We start from the raw sequence: 16,089 nt of genomic DNA, 5'->3' as shown, positions 1-16,089 counted from the left end.
CACTACCCCAGATATATGCCGCCATCATCCCTCGCCTCCCCGCACCGGCGACTCGCCCTGACGGGTCGGCGCGACAAGACTCTTGACGGAGTCAATCGCCACGTCACCATAGGCCCAAGAAAAAGGGGATGTGACGTGGGCCTGACCAAGACGATCGCGCGACCGCGCGCTGCCGCCGCCTCGGTACAGGCACCGGCGGCATTGCCGCTCGACCAGATCCTGATCGCGGACTGCATCGCGGCGATGCGCGCGCTGCCGGCCAGGTCGGTCGACATGGTCTTCGCCGACCCCCCCTATAACCTGCAACTGGGCGGCGAGCTGTTCCGGCCGGACGGCAGCCATGTCGATGCCGTCACCGACGAGTGGGACAAGTTCGACACCTTCGCCGCCTATGACGCGTTCACGCGGGCCTGGCTGGCGGAGGCGCACCGCATCCTGAAGGACGACGGCACGATCTGGGTGATCGGCAGCTATCACAACATCTTCCGCGTCGGCACCGCGGTGCAGGATCTGGGCTACTGGATCCTGAACGACATCGTCTGGCGCAAGGCCAATCCGATGCCCAATTTCCGCGGCACCCGCTTCACCAACGCGCACGAGACGCTGATCTGGGCATCGAAGCACGAGAAGGCAAAATACACCTTCAACTACCGTTCGATGAAGACGCTGAACGACGAACTCCAGATGCGTTCCGACTGGGAATTCCCGATCTGCGGCGGCCCGGAACGGTTGAAGAAGGACGGGACCAAGGTCCACCCGACCCAGAAGCCGGAAGCGCTGCTGTATCGCATCCTGCTCGCCTGCACGAAGCCGGGCGACGTGGTGCTCGATCCGTTCTTCGGCACCGGCACCACGGGCGCGGTCGCCAAGCGGCTGGGCCGCCGCTGGATCGGGATCGAGCGCGAGACGGGCTACGTCGCCGCCGCCCGCGAACGCATCGCCGCCGCGCTGCCGCTCGACGAATCGGCGCTCGCCACGATGCAGAGCCCGCGCCAGCAACCCCGTGTGTCGTTCGGCACGCTGGTCGAGAACGGCTATCTGACCCCCGGCGCGGTGCTGACCGATGCGAAGCGCCGGTTCCGGGTGACGGTGCGCGCCGATGGCTCGCTGCTGGCCGACGGCGGCGAGACGGGATCGATCCACAAGCTGGGCGCCACGTTGCAGGAGGCGCCGGCCTGCAACGGCTGGACGTTCTGGCACCACGAAGCCGGTGGCAAGCTCCATCCGATCGATACGCTGCGCCAGACCTGGCTGCTGGCGACCCAGCCCTGAGGAACCGGCCCTGACCCTGTACCTCCGCCCCGTCCGCTTCGTCGATACGCCGGTCGGGCTCGACGATGGCAGCGTCGTCCGGCTGGCGGGCGGGATGCAGTGGTTTGCCGCCTATGAGGTGGTGGACGGCACCGGACGGCGGACGCTGGGGATAGCCGACACGGTCGCCCTCGGTGATCGCGCCGCGCTGCTCCATGCCCGCATCACTGCGCCCCGCGCGCCCTGGACCTGCGGTGCGCGGACGCTGCGGTTCGACCAGCCGCTGGTCGCGGGCATCCTGAACGTCACGCCCGACAGCTTCTCCGACGGGGGTCGCCATGTCGACGATCCGGCGGGGGCCACCGCCGCCGGGGTCGGGATGCTGGCGGCGGGCGCGGCGCTGGTCGATCTGGGTGGTGAATCGACCCGGCCCGGCGCGGCAGCGGTGTGGGAGGGGGATGAGATCGCGCGCATCGTCCCCGCCATCGAAAGACTGGCGGCGGGTGGCGCGCTGGTATCGATCGACACCCGCAAGGCCGGGGTGATGGCGGCGGCGCTGGCGGCGGGGGCGGGCATCGTCAACGATGTGTCCGCGCTGCTGTGGGACGACCGGGCGCTGGACGTGGTGGCGCAGGCCGGCTGCCCGGTGGTGCTGATGCACTCCCCCGATCCGAAGGGCGGCGGCCATGGCCGGGTGGCCTATGCCGATGTTGTCGGCGAAGTGTTCGACTGGCTGGAAGCGCGGATCGACGCGGTCGTGGCGGCGGGGATCGGCCGGGCACGAATCATGGTCGATCCCGGCATCGGCTTCGGCAAGTCGCTGGCCGACAATCTGGCGCTGGTGAACGGGCTGGCGGCGTTCCACGGTCTCGGCTGCCCGATCATGCTGGGCGCCAGCCGCAAGCGGATGATCGGCGCGCTGGCGGGCGAGGCGGCGGTCGACGCGCGGCTGGGTGGCAGCATCGCGCTGGCGCTGAAGGGGGCGGAAGCGGGGGTGCAGATGCTGCGCGTCCACGACGTGGCGGAGACGGTGCAGGCGCTGAAGGTATGGCGCGGCTGGCGTGATCGCGCACTGGCCGGTTGAACCGGATCGGTGCTACCGCGTTCGCAGTCGCAATAAACGGAGCCGCGTCCCTTGATTATCGATGCCACCCCGCGCCTGCGCCAGATCGTGTCCGAGGTCTGGAAACCCCTGATCCTGCTGTTCGTGTGGGATGTGGTCGTCACCGTCACCTATTTCGTGCTGCCGTTCCGGGCGCCGTCGCTGCCCCTGACGCTGTTCGGTTCGGCGCTGGCGCTGTTCCTGGGGTTTCGCGACAATTCAGCCTATCAGCGCTGGTGGGAAGGCCGCGTGCTGTGGGGCGCGATGATCAATGCTTCGCGCAGCCTGTCGCGCGCCGCCCGCAATTTCATGCCTGGGGAAGAGGCGCGTGACCTGAAGCGGTCGATCGTCCTGCGCCAGATCGCCTATGTCAACGCGCTGCGCTGCCAGTTGCGGCGGCAGAGCGTGGACGGCGAGGTGTTGCGCTTCCTGTCGGAAGGAGAGGCGGAGCCGGCGCTGGCGCGGGCGAACACCGCCAACGGCCTGCTCGACGGCACCGGTCGCCGCATCGCCGATGCGCAGCGCAACGGCTGGATCGACACCATCCAGCAGACGCAGATGGAGGCGGTGCTGGTCGACATCGCCAATGCGCAGGGCGGGATGGAGCGGGTGAAGAACACGCCGCTGCCCAACCAGTACCGGTTCTTCCCGACGCTGTTCACGCACCTGTTCTGCATCCTGCTGCCGATCGGACTGGTCGAATCGCTGGGCTTCGCGACGCCGCTTGGCTCGACGGTGGCGGGGCTGATGTTCCTCGCGGTCCTCCAGATCGGCGACGATCTGGTCGATCCGTTCGCCAACACCGTCCACGACGTGCCGTTGACCGCAATGTGCCGGACGATCGAGATCGACCTGCTCCAGTCGATCGGCGACGAGGCGCCCGAACCGGTGAAGCCGGATGACGGCGTTCTGTGGTAAAGGCTACGACATGACCGACACTTCCCCCCTACGCGCCGCCATTATCCCCGTCACGCCGCTGCAACAGAATTGCACCCTGATCTGGTGTACTGCGACGATGAAGGCGGCGGTGGTCGATCCCGGTGGCGACCTGCCCCGCATCCGCGCCGCCATCGCCGAGGCGGGGGTGACGGTGGAACAGGTGCTGCTGACCCACGGCCATATCGATCATGCCGGCGAGGCGAAGCCGCTGGCGGACGAACTGGGCGTGCCGATCGTCGGCCCGCACGAGGACGACCGGTTCTGGCTGGCGCGGCTGGACGAGGATGGCCGCAACTACGGCATCCGCGGCGTGGTGTTCGAACCGGATCGCTGGCTGGATGATGGCGACACGGTGCAGGTCGGCGACCTGACGCTCGACGTGTATCTGACGCCGGGGCACACGCCCGGCCACGTGATCTTCCACCACGCCCCCTCCGCCTTCGCGCTGGTCGGCGACGTGCTGTTCCAGGGATCGATCGGGCGTACCGACTTTCCGCTCGGCAGCTTCGACGATCTCGTGACGTCGGTGACGCAGAAGCTGTGGCCGCTGGGCGACGTGACGTTCATCCCCGGCCACGGCCAGCCAAGCACCTTCGGGCACGAGCGGCGGACGAACCCGTTCGTCGGGGATGCGGCGCTGGCACGGTAACGAACTGCTTTTTGGCGTGGTCACTCCCCTCCCCTTCAGGAGGTGGGCTTTTCCTGTCGCAACGCCTATCGCCGCGCCGCCGCCGTCTTCGCGCGGATCGCCCTGAACTCCGATCCCTGCTTCCAGTCCGGCCACATCGCCCCGTTCGCCAGCGTTGTGCCCACCGAGCCGATCAGGCCCACATCTGCCGCCGCGCCGCGCAGGTCCCAGTCGGCGGACCACGCATCGCACGTCTGGTGGTAGCAGCGCATATAGCCGTCCAGCCATGCCTGCCCCCCGTCGCGGCCACCCTCGACCAGATCGGGGGCGCCGCTGATCGCCATCAGCAGCAGTGTCGGCACGCCGCGCCGCGCCACCGAGAAGTGATCGGCACGGTAGAACAGCCCCCGCTCCGGCAGCGCCTCCGGCGTCACTGTCCGCCCCTGTGCCGTCGCGGCGGTGCGCAGCATGTCCTCCAGCGTGTTCTGGCCGTCGCCGACCAGCATCACGTCGCGCGCCGGCCCCGCCGTCTGGAGGATGTCGAGCGTCAGGTTGGCGACCGTGGTCGCCGCCGGGTAGATCGGGTCCGCGGCATAGGTCTCCGACCCCAGTAACCCGCGCTCCTCCCCCGTCCACAGTGCGAACACCTGCGTCCGTGCCGCCGGTGCCTTCGCGGCGGCACGGGCGATGGCGAGGACGCCCGCGACGCCCAGCGCGTCGTCATTGGCGCCAGGGCGGATACGGCGGCCCTCGGCATCGGGCGCACCCTCGCCGTAAGCGTCCCAGTGCGCACCGTACATCACCACCTGATTCGGGCGGACCCGCCCGGTCACCTTGGCCAGCACGTTGCGGCTGGTCGCGCGGGTGACGGTAACGGGCAGGTCGGCGGTGAAACCCGTGCCGGGGATGGCCACCGGCCGGAAATCGGCCTGTCGTGCCTGGAGGCGCAGTTTGGCAAGATCGAGCCCGGCACCCGCGAACAGGCGCGTCGCGGCCGCCCCCTCCAGCCAGCCCTGCAACAGCACCCGCGGACTGCGCGGGTTGGCGACGTCGTAGTTCTCACCCGCCGGTGCGACGACGGTGTTCCAGCCATAACCCGCCCCGGCGGTGTCGTGGACGATCAGCGCGGCGATCGCGCCCCGCCGGGCCGCCTCCTCGAACTTGTAGGTCCAGCGGCCGTAATAGGTCATGCGCCGGTCGCCGAACCGCCCCGCCGCCGGCTCCCCCACCACCGCCTCGAAATCGGGATCGTTGACCAGGAAGACGGCGACCTTGCCCTTCAGGTCGACGCCCTTGAAATCGTCCCACTGCCGTTCCGGCGCGGTGACGCCGTAGCCGACGAAGACCATCGGCGTCCTGGCGATGGTCGCCCGATCGACCGGGCGCACCGTGCTGAGATAGATGTCGGTGCCGGGCACCAGCGCGGTGCCGTTGACCGCGACGCCGCCCTTGCCCAACCGGGTACGGATCAGCGGCACGTCCTGCGTCCAGCCGCCGCCGCGACCGCCGGGCTCCAGCCCTGCCGCCCGGAACTGGCCGACCAGCCAGTCGATCGTCTTCGCCTCTCCCGCCGTGCCCGGCGCACGACCGCCGAACGCGTCCGACGCCAGCACCTTCACATCGGCCGACAGCGATTCCGGTGACACCGGATCGGGCGCGGGCGCGGCGGCGATCAGCGGGATGGCGGCGGCAAGAAGGGCAAGGCGTTGCATCGGCAGTATTTCTCCGGGGATCGCGACGGGGTCTATCGTGCGGCGCCCGTCATGGCGAGGCGGATGTCAGATGTCCCGACCCGATCGTCACCCGACCGGCGGCGTCACCCGGAACGTGGTGGGGCGATAGAGTCGATATCCGCACGGTCGCGGAACGGCGGCGGGAAGCGACCGAGCGGACGTGAGCGTAAAGCGGGATCGGTCGATCGGGCTATCCGCTGTCCAGACCGATACAAGCGCTTCCCGACGCGCCAATCGCTTGCGCATTTCTGCCGATCCGCTATAGGGCCGCGCTTCGCGATAGGTTCTGGATCGCCTGCGCGGCCGTATCGGCCGGGCATCGCTCCTGCGCCCGTCCACCGGTTCAACACGTTATCAAGGTGCCGCAATGGCCGTCCCCAAGAGAAAGACTTCGCCCTCCAAGCGTGGCATGCGTCGCGGTCACGATTCGCTGACCGTCGCTGCATTTCAGGAATGCCCGAACTGCGGCGAACTGAAGCGTCCGCACGTGCTGTGCACGTCGTGCGGCCATTACAACGGCCGTGAGGTCGTGTCGGTCGAGGCGTAAGCCAGCCCGAACGGAACCACGAGATGACAGACCAGCCCTGCATCGCCATCGACGCGATGGGCGGTGACGAAGGGCTGGCGGTGATGCTGGCCGGGGTCGCGAGTGCGCGACGCCGGCTTGCCGCGCAATATGACGGCCTGAATTTCCTGCTGGTCGGTGACGAAACAGCCATTCGCGCCGGACTGGAATCGCACCCCAACCTGAGCGCGCATTCGGAAATCGTCCACGCGCCCGAACTGGTCGGCCCCAACGAGAAGCCGAGCCAGGCGATCCGCCGGGCCAAGGTGACCTCGATGGGCGTCACCATCGATCTGGTGAAGAAGGCGCGCGCCCACGCCGCCGTCTCGTCCGGCAATACCGGTGCGTTGATGGCGATGGCGAAGCTGTCGCTGCGGACGCTGCCCGGTATCGACCGGCCGGCGCTTGCCGCGCCCTTGCCGACGCTGGGCGACAACGATGTGGTGATGCTCGATCTGGGCGCGAATACCGAATGCGATGCCCGCAATCTCGTTCAGTTCGCGGTGATGGGGGCGGCCTATGCCCGGATCATCTTCGAACTGGACCGGCCGCGCGTGGCGTTGCTGAACATCGGGTCCGAGGATCAGAAGGGCACGGATGAAATTCGCGCCGCCGCCACCGAATTGCGCGCGGCCACGCATCTGCCGCTGGCCTTCACCGGCTTCGTCGAGGGCGACAAGCTGGCGCGCGGCAATCACGATGTGATCGTATGCGACGGATTTGCCGGCAACATCGCCCTGAAGACCGCAGAGGGCACCGCGCGCTTCGTCGGCGATCTGCTGAAACGTGCCTTCACCAGTTCGATCCGGTCCAAGGTCGGGTTCCTGATCTCGCGGCCGGCGACCCAGTTGCTGCGCGATCATCTCGATCCGAACAACCATAACGGCGCGATCTTCCTCGGCCTGAAGGGCATCGTCGTGAAAAGCCATGGCAGCGCCAACGAACTGGGCGTCGCCACCGCGATCGCCAATGCGGTGAAACTGGTCCGCGCCGACCTGACGCGGCGGATCGCGGAGGATCTGGGACTCGATCATCGCCCCGCCCCGGCGCCGGTCGCGGTCATCGATACGGGAGTCGGCGTATGATCCGCGCGGTGGTGACCGGCACCGGGTCCGCCCTTCCCGCCCGCCGCGTGTCGAACGCCGAACTGGCGGAGACGGTGGACACGACCGACGAATGGATCGTCGAGCGGACCGGCATCCGCTTTCGCCACCTTGCCGGCCCCGACGAGACGACTGCGACGCTGGCACGCGATGCCGCCTTCGCGGCGATCGCCGCCGCCGGCATCGCCGCCGACCAGATCGACCTGATCGTGCTGGCGACCGCGACCCCCGACCAGACCTTTCCCGCCACCGCGACCAAGGTGCAGGCGATGCTGGGCATCGACGATTGCGTCGCGTTCGACGTGGCCGCGGTGTGTTCGGGCTTCCTCTATGCGGTGCAGGTCGCCGATGCGATGATCCGCACCGGCATCCACCGGCGCGCGCTGGTGATCGGCGCGGAGACGTTCAGCCGTATCCTCGACTGGGAGGATCGCACCACCTGCGTCCTGTTCGGCGACGGGGCTGGCGCGATCGTGCTGGAGGCGCAGGAAAGCGCCGAGGCGGACGGCCGTGGCATTCTGGCGACGCGGCTTCATGCCGATGGTCGCCACAACGGGCTGCTCTATGTCGATGGCGGGCCGTCGACCACGGGAACGGTCGGCAAGCTCCGCATGAAGGGACGCGAGGTGTTTCGCCACGCGGTAACCAACCTCGCCTCGGTGATGGGTGAGTCGCTGGCGCTGGCCGGATTGGACGCGGACACGGTCGATTGGCTGGTGCCGCATCAGGCCAATGCCCGCATCCTCGACGCCACCGCGCGCAAGCTGGGGCTATCGCCGGACAAGGTGATCGTGACGGTCGATCAGCATGCCAACACCTCCGCGGCTTCGGTGCCGCTGGCGCTGGATGTCGGCGTGCGTGACGGCCGGGTGAAACAGGGCGACATCGTCGTGCTGGAGGCGATGGGCGGCGGCTTCACCTGGGGCGCGGCGGTGATCCGTTTCTAGACGATGAAGGGTCTTCCGGAACCCGGATCGCTTGTGTAGTACCCGCCCAAGGGGAACGAGAATGAGCGAAGTTGGTACGTTGACCCGCGCCGATCTTTCGGAGGCGCTTCACCAGGAAGTCGGCCTGAGCCGGGCGGAATCCGCCAAGATCGTGGAGCAGATCCTCGCCGAGATGTGCGAGGCACTGTCGCGCGGCGAGAACGTGAAGATTTCCGGTTTCGGTACCTTCGTACTGCGCGACAAGGGCGAGCGGATCGGCCGCAATCCCAAGACCGGGGTGGAGGTGCCGATCGCGCCCCGCCGTGTGCTTACCTTCCGCGCCAGCCAGATGATGCGCAACCGTATCGTCGCTCCCGTCGCCGGCTGAGCCGGATGAGCGCACCGACGTCCAAGGCCAGCGGGGCATTGCGGACGATCGGCGAGATATCGGCGGAAACCGGCCTGCCGCATCATGTGCTGCGTTATTGGGAAACGCGGTTTCCGGCGCTGCGTCCATTGCAGCGCGCCGGCAATCGCCGCTACTACCGGCCGGAGGATGCCGCGCTGGTGCGGCGGATCGACCTGTTACTGAACAAGCAGGGCTATACGATCCGCGGCGTCCAGCAGCTATTGGCGGCCGAAAGCGGGGAAGCCCCCGCTCAGGAAGACATCGCGTCCAGCCTGACCACGATTCGCAACATGCTGGCCGATGCGCTGGCGGCGGATGTGCGGCGTTCGGGCGCATAAGGAAACCATCATCGCGGGCATAGGCATGCGACGACCGGCCTCTTGAGGTGCCTTCACGCGCCCCGGACGACGCATCAGCGACCATCCAGCAGGATCAGGGCGACGCCCTGTCGCGGCAGATCGAAGGCGACGGTTGCCGCCCCCCTGCCCCCGGCGTTCACCGCGAGCGGTTGCGCCTGCATCGTAGCGGCCGCCTCCAGCGCGGCATATTGCGGCGCATCGGGATTGAGCGGCGACCCCATTCGCTTCCACGCCGAAAAGGCATTGCCATTCGCCTCGTCCACCCGCCAGATCGTCGCCTGTTTCGGTGCCCCGCCGTGCAGACCGTTCACCGCCAACCGGATCGCGGCGGGGGGCCCCACGACATCGTCGTCGTGATAATGCCACACCAGCACCGCCGTGCGACCGTCCGCCGTGCGCGTCGCGATCGTGCCGATATCGGCGGGTCCGCGCACGCCATCCGCGACGATGCGGTCGAGCGGCACCTGCGCATCACTCGTCGCGCGCAGGCGGTTCGGCCCCAGCTGGGCGAACAGGCGGAACACGTTCAGCACCGGCAGCGCGACACCGTTGGAGGCGAGCTGGCGATAGCCCGCGAACCAGGGCTGGTCCTCGAACTCGAACGACCATGACAGCACGCCCTCCAGATTGACCCGCCGTCGTGCCGCCAGTTCCCAGATGCGTGCGAAGCTGGCCGCCGTGTAGCTCGAATACATCGTGCCGTTGCGATAGGCGTTCTCCGGTCCCGGACAGGCGGCGCAGCCTTCCGGATCGCTTTCGCCGATCACCACCGGTCTGGTCGCCAGCGCCGGTACCGACGTCGCCTTCACGAAGCCGCGATCGACCTCCTGCAGATGATTTGAGATACCCATGCGGACATGGCCGTCGACGAAGCTCGGCCGCCCCTTGGCGTGGAAGGCGAGGAAGTCGGTCGGCGTACCGATCTTGCCGGTCGCGTAATTGGTGCCCGATGTGACGTGACGCAGGAAGCCGTCCATGAATTCGCCACCCGCCCCGGCCGAATCGGGGCCGCCGACGCGCGCGGTGGGCAGCGCGCGGCGCACCCCGTCGACCGCATAATCGTGCAGCTTGTAGAACTCTTCGCGCGGTGCTTCCCAATAGGCGCCGTTCGCCTCGTTCCACACCTCGAAATACCAGCGTTCCACCTCGGCGCGACCGTATCGGGCGACGTTGTGCAGCGTCCATTGATAGACCAGTTCGCGCCACTTGTCGTAGCTCTTGGGCGGATAGGCCCAGCCGGATATGATGTATTTATAGTCGAAGCCGGGTCGCCAGTTGTGCTGGTAGGGCGTACCCGCCGGGGCGGACGTCATCGCCTCGGGCATGAAGCCGATCTGCAGATAGGGGCGCACGCCGCGCGCCAGATAGGTATCGATGATCCGGTCGACGTTCGTCCAGTCATAGACCGGGGTGCCGTCCTTCGCCTCCGTATAGACGTTGGTGCTACCCCATTTGAACGAGGCAGTACCGTCACCGGTGTTGAGCAGGTTGTGCGCGCGGAAGAACACATCACCGCTGCGCAGCTTGCCCAGTTCGACCAGCAGTTTGCGGCCGTCCTTCATCGTCGCATAGTTCGGCTCGTCCGCGCCGAAGAATCGCCAGACCGGTGGCAATGTCCCCTCGGTGCGATCGGCCTGCACGTCGATCGTGACGGGGATGGCAGGGGGGATGGCGGACGCCTGTACCATCGCTGGCAGCGGCAGGCCCAGCATGGTGATGGCGGCGATGGTCGAACGGATCACGGGCCTGTCCTCTCCTGTCCGTGCCTGTCGCCGGATCAGCCGGCCGCGATCATGACGCAGACCGGCGGCAGGTTCAACGGCCCGTGATGGGTACCTCTCCTACCGTTCCCGTGTCGCCGCGAACTTCACCTTCGCATAGCGATCGGCGATGTAGCCGACCTCCCACGCGCTCTTGGCGAGGAAGACGGGATTGCCGTCACGGTCGCGCGCCATCGCGCTGCGGTTCAGGTCGGTGAACCCCTTCAGGTCGGCGGGGTCGGCGGCGGATACCCAGCGGGCGGTCTCGAAGGGTGCCGGCTCCAGCCCGGCGGCGACCTTGTATTCGGCATCGAGCCGGCTGAGCAACACCTCCAGCTGAAGCTGGCCGACCACACCGATGATCCAGTTCGACCCGATCTCCGGATAGAAGACCTGCGTCACCCCTTCCTCGGCCATGTCGTCCAGCGCCTTGCGCAACTGCTTGGTCTTGGTCGGGTCCTTCAGCACGACACGACGCAGGATTTCGGGCGCGAAATTGGGCAGGCCGGTAAAGCGGATGTCGGCGCGTTCGGACAGCGTGTCCCCCACCCGAAGCGTGCCGTGGTTGGGGATGCCGATGATGTCGCCGGGATATGCCTCGTCCGCGATCTCGCGGTCCTGCGCGAAGAACAGGATCGGCGAGTGGACCGCGATCGGCTTGCCATGGCCGGTCGGCGTCAGCTTCATGCCGCGCTTGAACACCCCCGAACACAGCCGCATGAAGGCGATGCGGTCGCGGTGTTGCGGGTCCATGTTGGCCTGCACCTTGAAGACGAAGCCGGTGACTTCCTTCGCCGATGGATCGATCGGCGCGGGATCGGCCGGTTGCGGGCGGGGCGGCGGGGCATGGGCGGCGAGCGCGGCGATCAGTTCGGCCGGCCCGAAATCCTTGAGCGCGGAGCCGAAATAGACCGGGGTCAGGTCGCCCGCACGGTACGCGTCGCCATCGAACGAGGCATAGCCGCCCTGCGCGAGTTCGATCTCCTCGGCGATCTCCGGCGGCAGATCGGGGTTTTCCTCGACCTTGCCCTGATAGGTGCGGCTGTCGCCTTCGGGGCGATGCAGACGGTTGGTCGTGAGGTCGAGAATGCCCTGGAACGTACCACCCATGCCGATCGGCCAGCTCATCGGGCAGACGTCGAGCTGGAGTATCTCGGCGATCTCGTCGAGCAGTTCGAACACCGGCCGCCCCTCGCGGTCGACCTTGTTGACGAAGGTGATGATCGGCACGTTGCGCAGGCGGCAGACCTCGAACAGCTTGCGCGTCTGCGGCTCGATACCCTTGGCGGCGTCGATCACCATCACCGCCGAATCGACCGCGGTCAGGGTGCGATAGGTATCCTCCGAGAAATCCTCGTGCCCCGGCGTGTCGAGCAGGTTGAAGGTGATGCCGCCCTTCTCGAACGTCATCACCGACGAGGTGACGGAGATGCCGCGCTGCTGCTCGATCTTCATCCAGTCCGACCGGGCGCGACGGGTCTGCCCGCGCGCCTTCACCTCACCGGCCAGATGGATCGCACCCCCGACATAGAGCAGTTTTTCGGTCAGCGTCGTCTTGCCCGCGTCAGGGTGGGAGATGATCGCAAAGGTACGGCGGGGAGAGATCACGGCGGCAGACTCGGGGATGGCGCGGGCGGGGCCACGCGCGGGGAGATGGATCGAGGCATGCGCCTTGCCAGAAACCGGGCGGGGGCGACAGGGGGTCATCGGCTGCGACCAGCGGGCCACCACCTGTTAATCCCGCCATGCCATAATCGTGACCGACACATGTTCCGATCGCTCGATCTCGAAACGCTGCAGCAATGCGGGATGTTGACCAGCCTGTGCTTCGCGGCGGCCTTTGTCGGGCAATGGCAAGGCCGACGGGATCGCGCATATCTGTTGTGCTGGGGCGGGGCGGCGGTTTGCCATGCCGCGACGATCGCCTGCTTCGCGATCGCGGGACCATCGATGGGCAGGGTGACGGGAGCGCTTCCCTACGCCGGCATCGCCGCCGGGTCGCTGCTGGTCGTCGCCGGCATACGGCTGTTCGATGAACGAGCGCCGCTGGCGCGGTGGATGGTCGTACCGATTCTGCTTGCCGCCGGCGGCCACGCCGGTGGACAGGCGGTGGGCGGAGCGACCGGCCTCCGCCTGTCCGCCATCGGGCTGGCGACGATGACGATGGCGATCGTGGTCGCGCTGTGGCGCTCGCGCTCCGTCCACGGCGCGTACAGGCACCGTGACGGCCGGTGGCTGGCGGTCGTGGCTATGCTGGGCTACCTGCCCGGCTGTGCCTGGGTCATCGCGACCGGCACCGCGCCGGATGGTCTGGCCGCCGGATTGCTGATGGTGGACCATGCACTGACGATCCTCATCAACCTCGGTCTGCTGGCGATGCCCGGTCGTCGTGCGATCACGGTCATGCGGGAACAGAACCATCATGATCCCCTGACCGGCGCGCACAGCCGGGCATGGCTGACCGCCAAGGCGCCCGCACTGGCGTTACCGGACGCGACGGTGATCGTGATCGATGTCGATCACTTCAAGCGGATCAACGACAGCCTCGGACATGCCGCGGGCGATGCCGTGCTGGTCGCACTGGTTCAACGGCTGGATGGTCCGGTACGCGCCCGGGGCGGACGGATCGTGCGGCTGGGGGGAGACGAGTTTGCTGCAATCCTGCCAGCAGGGCTATCGATGGGGGCGGCGATGCGGCTGGCGAAATCGCTGTGCCGGATCGCGGCGATGACCTCCGGCGGCATACCCGCCTGCACCATCAGCGTCGGCGTGGCGCAGGTGGAAACGGGGGACGACCGGCTGGACCGGGCGATCGCCCGTGCGGACCGGGCGCTGTACCGTGCCAAGGCGGACGGTCGCGACCGGGTTGCCGCCTGACGCGGGGCGGGACCGCTTGTCCCCCTGCCCATGATCTGCGACGATCGGGTGAACGGACGGGGGAATGTCATGCGACGGATCGCACGCACCGCCGGGTGGATCGGGATCGTCGCGGCGGTACCGGTCGTGCTCGTCGCCGTCCTGCTGGCATGGCACCTCTACGGTGCCCGCCCATGGCTGGACGGTGCGGTCACCGGTGCGGCGGTCGCCGGCCCGGTGACGATCGCGCGCGATGCCGCCGGAGTGCCGACGATCACCGCCGCCACGCGTGGCGATGCCAGCTATGCACTGGGTTATCTGCATGGGCAGGAACGTTTCTTCCAGATGGATACGCTGCGGCGATCCTCGGCCGGGGGATTGTCGGCCTTGCTGGGCGACGTGACGGCATGGCGCGACCGGCGGGTGCTGGCCCACCGCTTCCGCCACCGGGCGGGAATAATGCTGGCGCGCCTGTCGCCGGCCGAGCGCGCGATGCTGCGCCGTTATGCCGCGGGCGTGAACCGGGGACTGGCGGACCTGTCCGCGACACCGTTCGAGTATTTGTTGCTGCGCCGCCGACCGTTACCGTGGCAGGCGGAGGATACGATCCTGACCGTCCTGTCGATGTATCTCGACCTGCAATCGCCGCTGCCCGATCAGGAGATGCTGCGCGCCCGGGCCGAACGGCGGGGCGGCGACGGGCTGGCGACGCTGCTCTATTCACCGGCGACGCCGCTCGATGCGCCGATCGACGGGTCGCGCCTTCCTCTGCCCCAGCTGCCGGTGCGGTTGACACCAATGCCGGTCGTGGCGGCGCAGGCGGTAGCGGCGGACATACCGGTGCCGGGAAGCAACAACTGGGCGGTGGCGGGGCGATTGTCGTCGAGCGGCGGCGCGCTGGTGGCCAACGACATGCACCTGGGGATCGGCGTGCCCGGCCCCTGGTATCGGGCGCGTATCGTGGTTCGCCCCGCGGGGGCGACGCAAGCGACGCTGGACGTGACGGGTGTCACCCTGCCCGGCAATCCGACGATCGTGGCGGGCAGCAACGGCCACATCGCCTGGGGTTTCACCAACAGCTATATCGACACCGCCGACGCGGTCGTCCTCGATCCCGTGCCGGGGCGGGCGGGGTGGTATCGCACCCCGCAGGGACCACGCCCGATCCGGCGGATCGAGGAGCGGCTGTGCATCCGCGACGATTGCCGGCCGATCACCGTCGAGGAGACGGTCTGGGGGCCGGTCGTCGCGACCGATGCGCAAGGGCGGCGACTGGCGATGCGCTGGACGGCGGACGACGACGATGCGGTCGCGATCGCGCCAAGCTTCGCGATGGAACGGGCGGGATCGGTCGTGGCGGCGATCACGGTGGCGCACCGGGCGCGGATGCCGCAGCAGAATTTGATGGTGGGGGACCGGGCCGGGCGGATCGGCTGGACGATCATCGGACAGGTGCCGGCCCGGTTCGGCTTCGACGGACGCACCGCGACCAGCTGGGCGGATGGTACGCGTGGCTGGCGTGGCACCGTACCTGCCGCGACGGTACCGGTGGTAGTCGACCCATCGGGCGGACGGCTGTGGACCGCGAACACCCGCGTCGTCGGCGGGGCGGCCTATGCGATGCTGGGCGACGGCGGGTACGACAATGGCGCGCGCGCCACGCGCATCCGCGACCGGCTGTTCGCGCAAGCGCGGTTCGAACCGCACGATTTCCTGTCGATCCAGCTCGATGTCGGCTCCTTGCGCAACCGCTGGTGGCGCGACCTGATGCTGCGCGAACTGAAGGCCCGTTCCGGTGATAAACGATTGCACGGGATGATCGCACCGGTGGCGGCATGGAACGGACAGGCGGACACCGGATCGGCGGGACAGCGACTGATCACCGCGTTCCGTGCGGTCGTGATCGCCGATGCCTATGGCCGCTATATGGGTGGTGCCCCGACATGGCGGGGCAGTTATGCGGTGCCCGCGGCGGAAGGCGCGATGCGCCGGCTGCTGGAGGCGCGCCCGGCCGTGCTGGTGCCACCGGGCCATGCCGGATGGCGGTCCTTCATCGATGCCGCGCTGACCGACGTCGCCAAGGCCGTGGACGAACAGGCGGACGGGCGGCCCGACCGTTTCCTGTGGGGGGCGGTGTCGTCGGCGGATGTCCGCCACCCGCTGGCACGGGCCATTCCCCTGCTTGGCCGATTGACCGATCCCGCCGACCGTGCGGTGCCTGGCGATGCCGGCACCGTCCGTGCGCAACGCCCCGGCTTCGGTGCAAGCGAACGGTTCGCGGTGTCGCCGGGGCACGAGGCGGAGGGGCTGTTCCACATGCCCGGTGGCCAGTCGGGCAACCCGGTCAGCCCCTACTATCTTGCCGGACATGACGACTGGCTGGCTGGTCGGCCTCGCCCGTTCCTGCCGGGGCCGACCCGGTGGACGCTGCGGCTGGTGCCGTAGCGCCGCCCGGCCA

Annotated in this window: 14 protein-coding genes; 11 read left to right on the top strand and 3 right to left on the bottom strand. The window is 68.3% G+C overall.

Features of this window, described 5'->3' with window-relative positions; all coding sequences use genetic code 11:
- Window positions 1-141: 141 nt before the first annotated feature.
- Genes ABD719_RS05235 through ABD719_RS05220 form a run of 4 tightly spaced genes read left to right on the top strand, consistent with a single transcriptional unit; the run spans window position 142 to window position 3,941 of the window.
- On the top strand, window positions 142-1,272 hold the full coding sequence (locus ABD719_RS05235) for a site-specific DNA-methyltransferase (protein WP_425567122.1): 1,131 nt from the start codon (window positions 142-144) through the stop codon (window positions 1,270-1,272).
- A 10-nt stretch (window positions 1,273-1,282) separates the two neighbouring features.
- The gene (folP, locus tag ABD719_RS05230) at window positions 1,283-2,335 is read left to right on the top strand and encodes a dihydropteroate synthase (RefSeq protein ID WP_344692580.1); all 1,053 of its coding nucleotides are present in this window, start codon (window positions 1,283-1,285) and stop codon (window positions 2,333-2,335) included.
- A 51-nt stretch (window positions 2,336-2,386) separates the two neighbouring features.
- Window positions 2,387-3,271 (top strand): bestrophin family protein, encoded by an 885-nt coding sequence (locus ABD719_RS05225; protein WP_344692320.1) that lies wholly within the window; start codon window positions 2,387-2,389, stop codon window positions 3,269-3,271.
- Between the two features lie 10 nt (window positions 3,272-3,281).
- Window positions 3,282-3,941 (top strand): MBL fold metallo-hydrolase, encoded by a 660-nt coding sequence (locus ABD719_RS05220; RefSeq protein ID WP_344692319.1) that lies wholly within the window; start codon window positions 3,282-3,284, stop codon window positions 3,939-3,941.
- Between the two features lie 65 nt (window positions 3,942-4,006).
- Here ABD719_RS05220 and ABD719_RS05215 read toward each other — a convergent pair whose 3' ends face one another.
- Entirely contained in the window at window positions 4,007-5,632 is a 1,626-nt protein-coding gene (locus ABD719_RS05215) for a M28 family peptidase (protein WP_344692318.1), read from the bottom strand.
- A 388-nt stretch (window positions 5,633-6,020) separates the two neighbouring features.
- Here ABD719_RS05215 and rpmF point away from each other — a divergent pair, with 388 nt between their 5' ends.
- The 5 genes from rpmF to ABD719_RS05190 all read left to right on the top strand — a co-directional run bounded on the left by rpmF (window position 6,021) and on the right by ABD719_RS05190 (window position 8,994).
- Window positions 6,021-6,200 (top strand): 50S ribosomal protein L32, encoded by a 180-nt coding sequence (gene rpmF / locus ABD719_RS05210; protein ID WP_192129131.1) that lies wholly within the window; start codon window positions 6,021-6,023, stop codon window positions 6,198-6,200.
- 23 nt (window positions 6,201-6,223) lie between these two features.
- Entirely contained in the window at window positions 6,224-7,303 is a 1,080-nt protein-coding gene (gene plsX, locus ABD719_RS05205) for a phosphate acyltransferase PlsX (protein ID WP_344692317.1), read from the top strand.
- Window positions 7,300-8,268: a beta-ketoacyl-ACP synthase III gene (locus ABD719_RS05200; RefSeq protein WP_344692316.1), complete on the top strand. Its 969-nt coding sequence runs from the start codon at window positions 7,300-7,302 to the stop codon at window positions 8,266-8,268. The genes plsX and ABD719_RS05200 overlap by 4 nt, the downstream gene beginning before the upstream one ends.
- 61 nt (window positions 8,269-8,329) lie before the next feature.
- Window positions 8,330-8,635, top strand: coding sequence for an integration host factor subunit alpha (locus ABD719_RS05195; RefSeq protein ID WP_192129137.1), 306 nt, complete (start codon window positions 8,330-8,332; stop codon window positions 8,633-8,635).
- Between the two features lie 5 nt (window positions 8,636-8,640).
- Entirely contained in the window at window positions 8,641-8,994 is a 354-nt protein-coding gene (locus ABD719_RS05190) for a MerR family transcriptional regulator (protein WP_344692315.1), read from the top strand.
- 74 nt (window positions 8,995-9,068) lie between these two features.
- Here ABD719_RS05190 and ABD719_RS05185 read toward each other — a convergent pair whose 3' ends face one another.
- Both ABD719_RS05185 and ABD719_RS05180 read right to left on the bottom strand, forming a co-directional pair.
- On the bottom strand, window positions 9,069-10,757 hold the full coding sequence (locus ABD719_RS05185; RefSeq protein WP_344692314.1) for a GH39 family glycosyl hydrolase: 1,689 nt from the start codon (window positions 10,755-10,757) through the stop codon (window positions 9,069-9,071).
- Window positions 10,758-10,856: 99 nt separating this feature from the next.
- On the bottom strand, window positions 10,857-12,383 hold the full coding sequence (locus ABD719_RS05180; protein WP_344692579.1) for a peptide chain release factor 3: 1,527 nt from the start codon (window positions 12,381-12,383) through the stop codon (window positions 10,857-10,859).
- 159 nt (window positions 12,384-12,542) lie between these two features.
- On the opposite strand from ABD719_RS05180, the gene ABD719_RS05175 reads away from it, so the two are divergent.
- Together ABD719_RS05175 and ABD719_RS05170 are read left to right on the top strand one after the other, a co-directional pair.
- On the top strand, window positions 12,543-13,652 hold the full coding sequence (locus ABD719_RS05175; RefSeq protein WP_344692313.1) for a GGDEF domain-containing protein: 1,110 nt from the start codon (window positions 12,543-12,545) through the stop codon (window positions 13,650-13,652).
- Window positions 13,653-13,721: 69 nt separating this feature from the next.
- On the top strand, window positions 13,722-16,076 hold the full coding sequence (locus ABD719_RS05170; RefSeq protein ID WP_344692312.1) for a penicillin acylase family protein: 2,355 nt from the start codon (window positions 13,722-13,724) through the stop codon (window positions 16,074-16,076).
- Window positions 16,077-16,089 lie beyond the last annotated feature (13 nt).

Origin of the sequence: Sphingomonas cynarae (assembly GCF_039537815.1) — a bacterium.
Lineage (GTDB): Bacteria > Pseudomonadota > Alphaproteobacteria > Sphingomonadales > Sphingomonadaceae > Sphingomonas > Sphingomonas cynarae.
Note: the sequence above shows the minus strand (reverse complement) of the source record. Positions and strands in the feature narration are given on the sequence as shown.

Coding starts and splice junctions, on each gene's coding strand:
- ABD719_RS05220 (WP_344692319.1), top strand. CDS start 3,282: ATGACCGACACTTCCCCCCTACGCGCCGCCATTATCCCCGTCACGCCG.
- rpmF (WP_192129131.1), top strand. CDS start 6,021: ATGGCCGTCCCCAAGAGAAAGACTTCGCCCTCCAAGCGTGGCATGCGT.
- ABD719_RS05195 (WP_192129137.1), top strand. CDS start 8,330: ATGAGCGAAGTTGGTACGTTGACCCGCGCCGATCTTTCGGAGGCGCTT.
- plsX (WP_344692317.1), top strand. CDS start 6,224: ATGACAGACCAGCCCTGCATCGCCATCGACGCGATGGGCGGTGACGAA.
- ABD719_RS05170 (WP_344692312.1), top strand. CDS start 13,722: ATGCGACGGATCGCACGCACCGCCGGGTGGATCGGGATCGTCGCGGCG.
- ABD719_RS05215 (WP_344692318.1), bottom strand. CDS start 5,632: ATGCAACGCCTTGCCCTTCTTGCCGCCGCCATCCCGCTGATCGCCGCC.
- ABD719_RS05175 (WP_344692313.1), top strand. CDS start 12,543: ATGTTCCGATCGCTCGATCTCGAAACGCTGCAGCAATGCGGGATGTTG.
- ABD719_RS05190 (WP_344692315.1), top strand. CDS start 8,641: ATGAGCGCACCGACGTCCAAGGCCAGCGGGGCATTGCGGACGATCGGC.
- ABD719_RS05200 (WP_344692316.1), top strand. CDS start 7,300: ATGATCCGCGCGGTGGTGACCGGCACCGGGTCCGCCCTTCCCGCCCGC.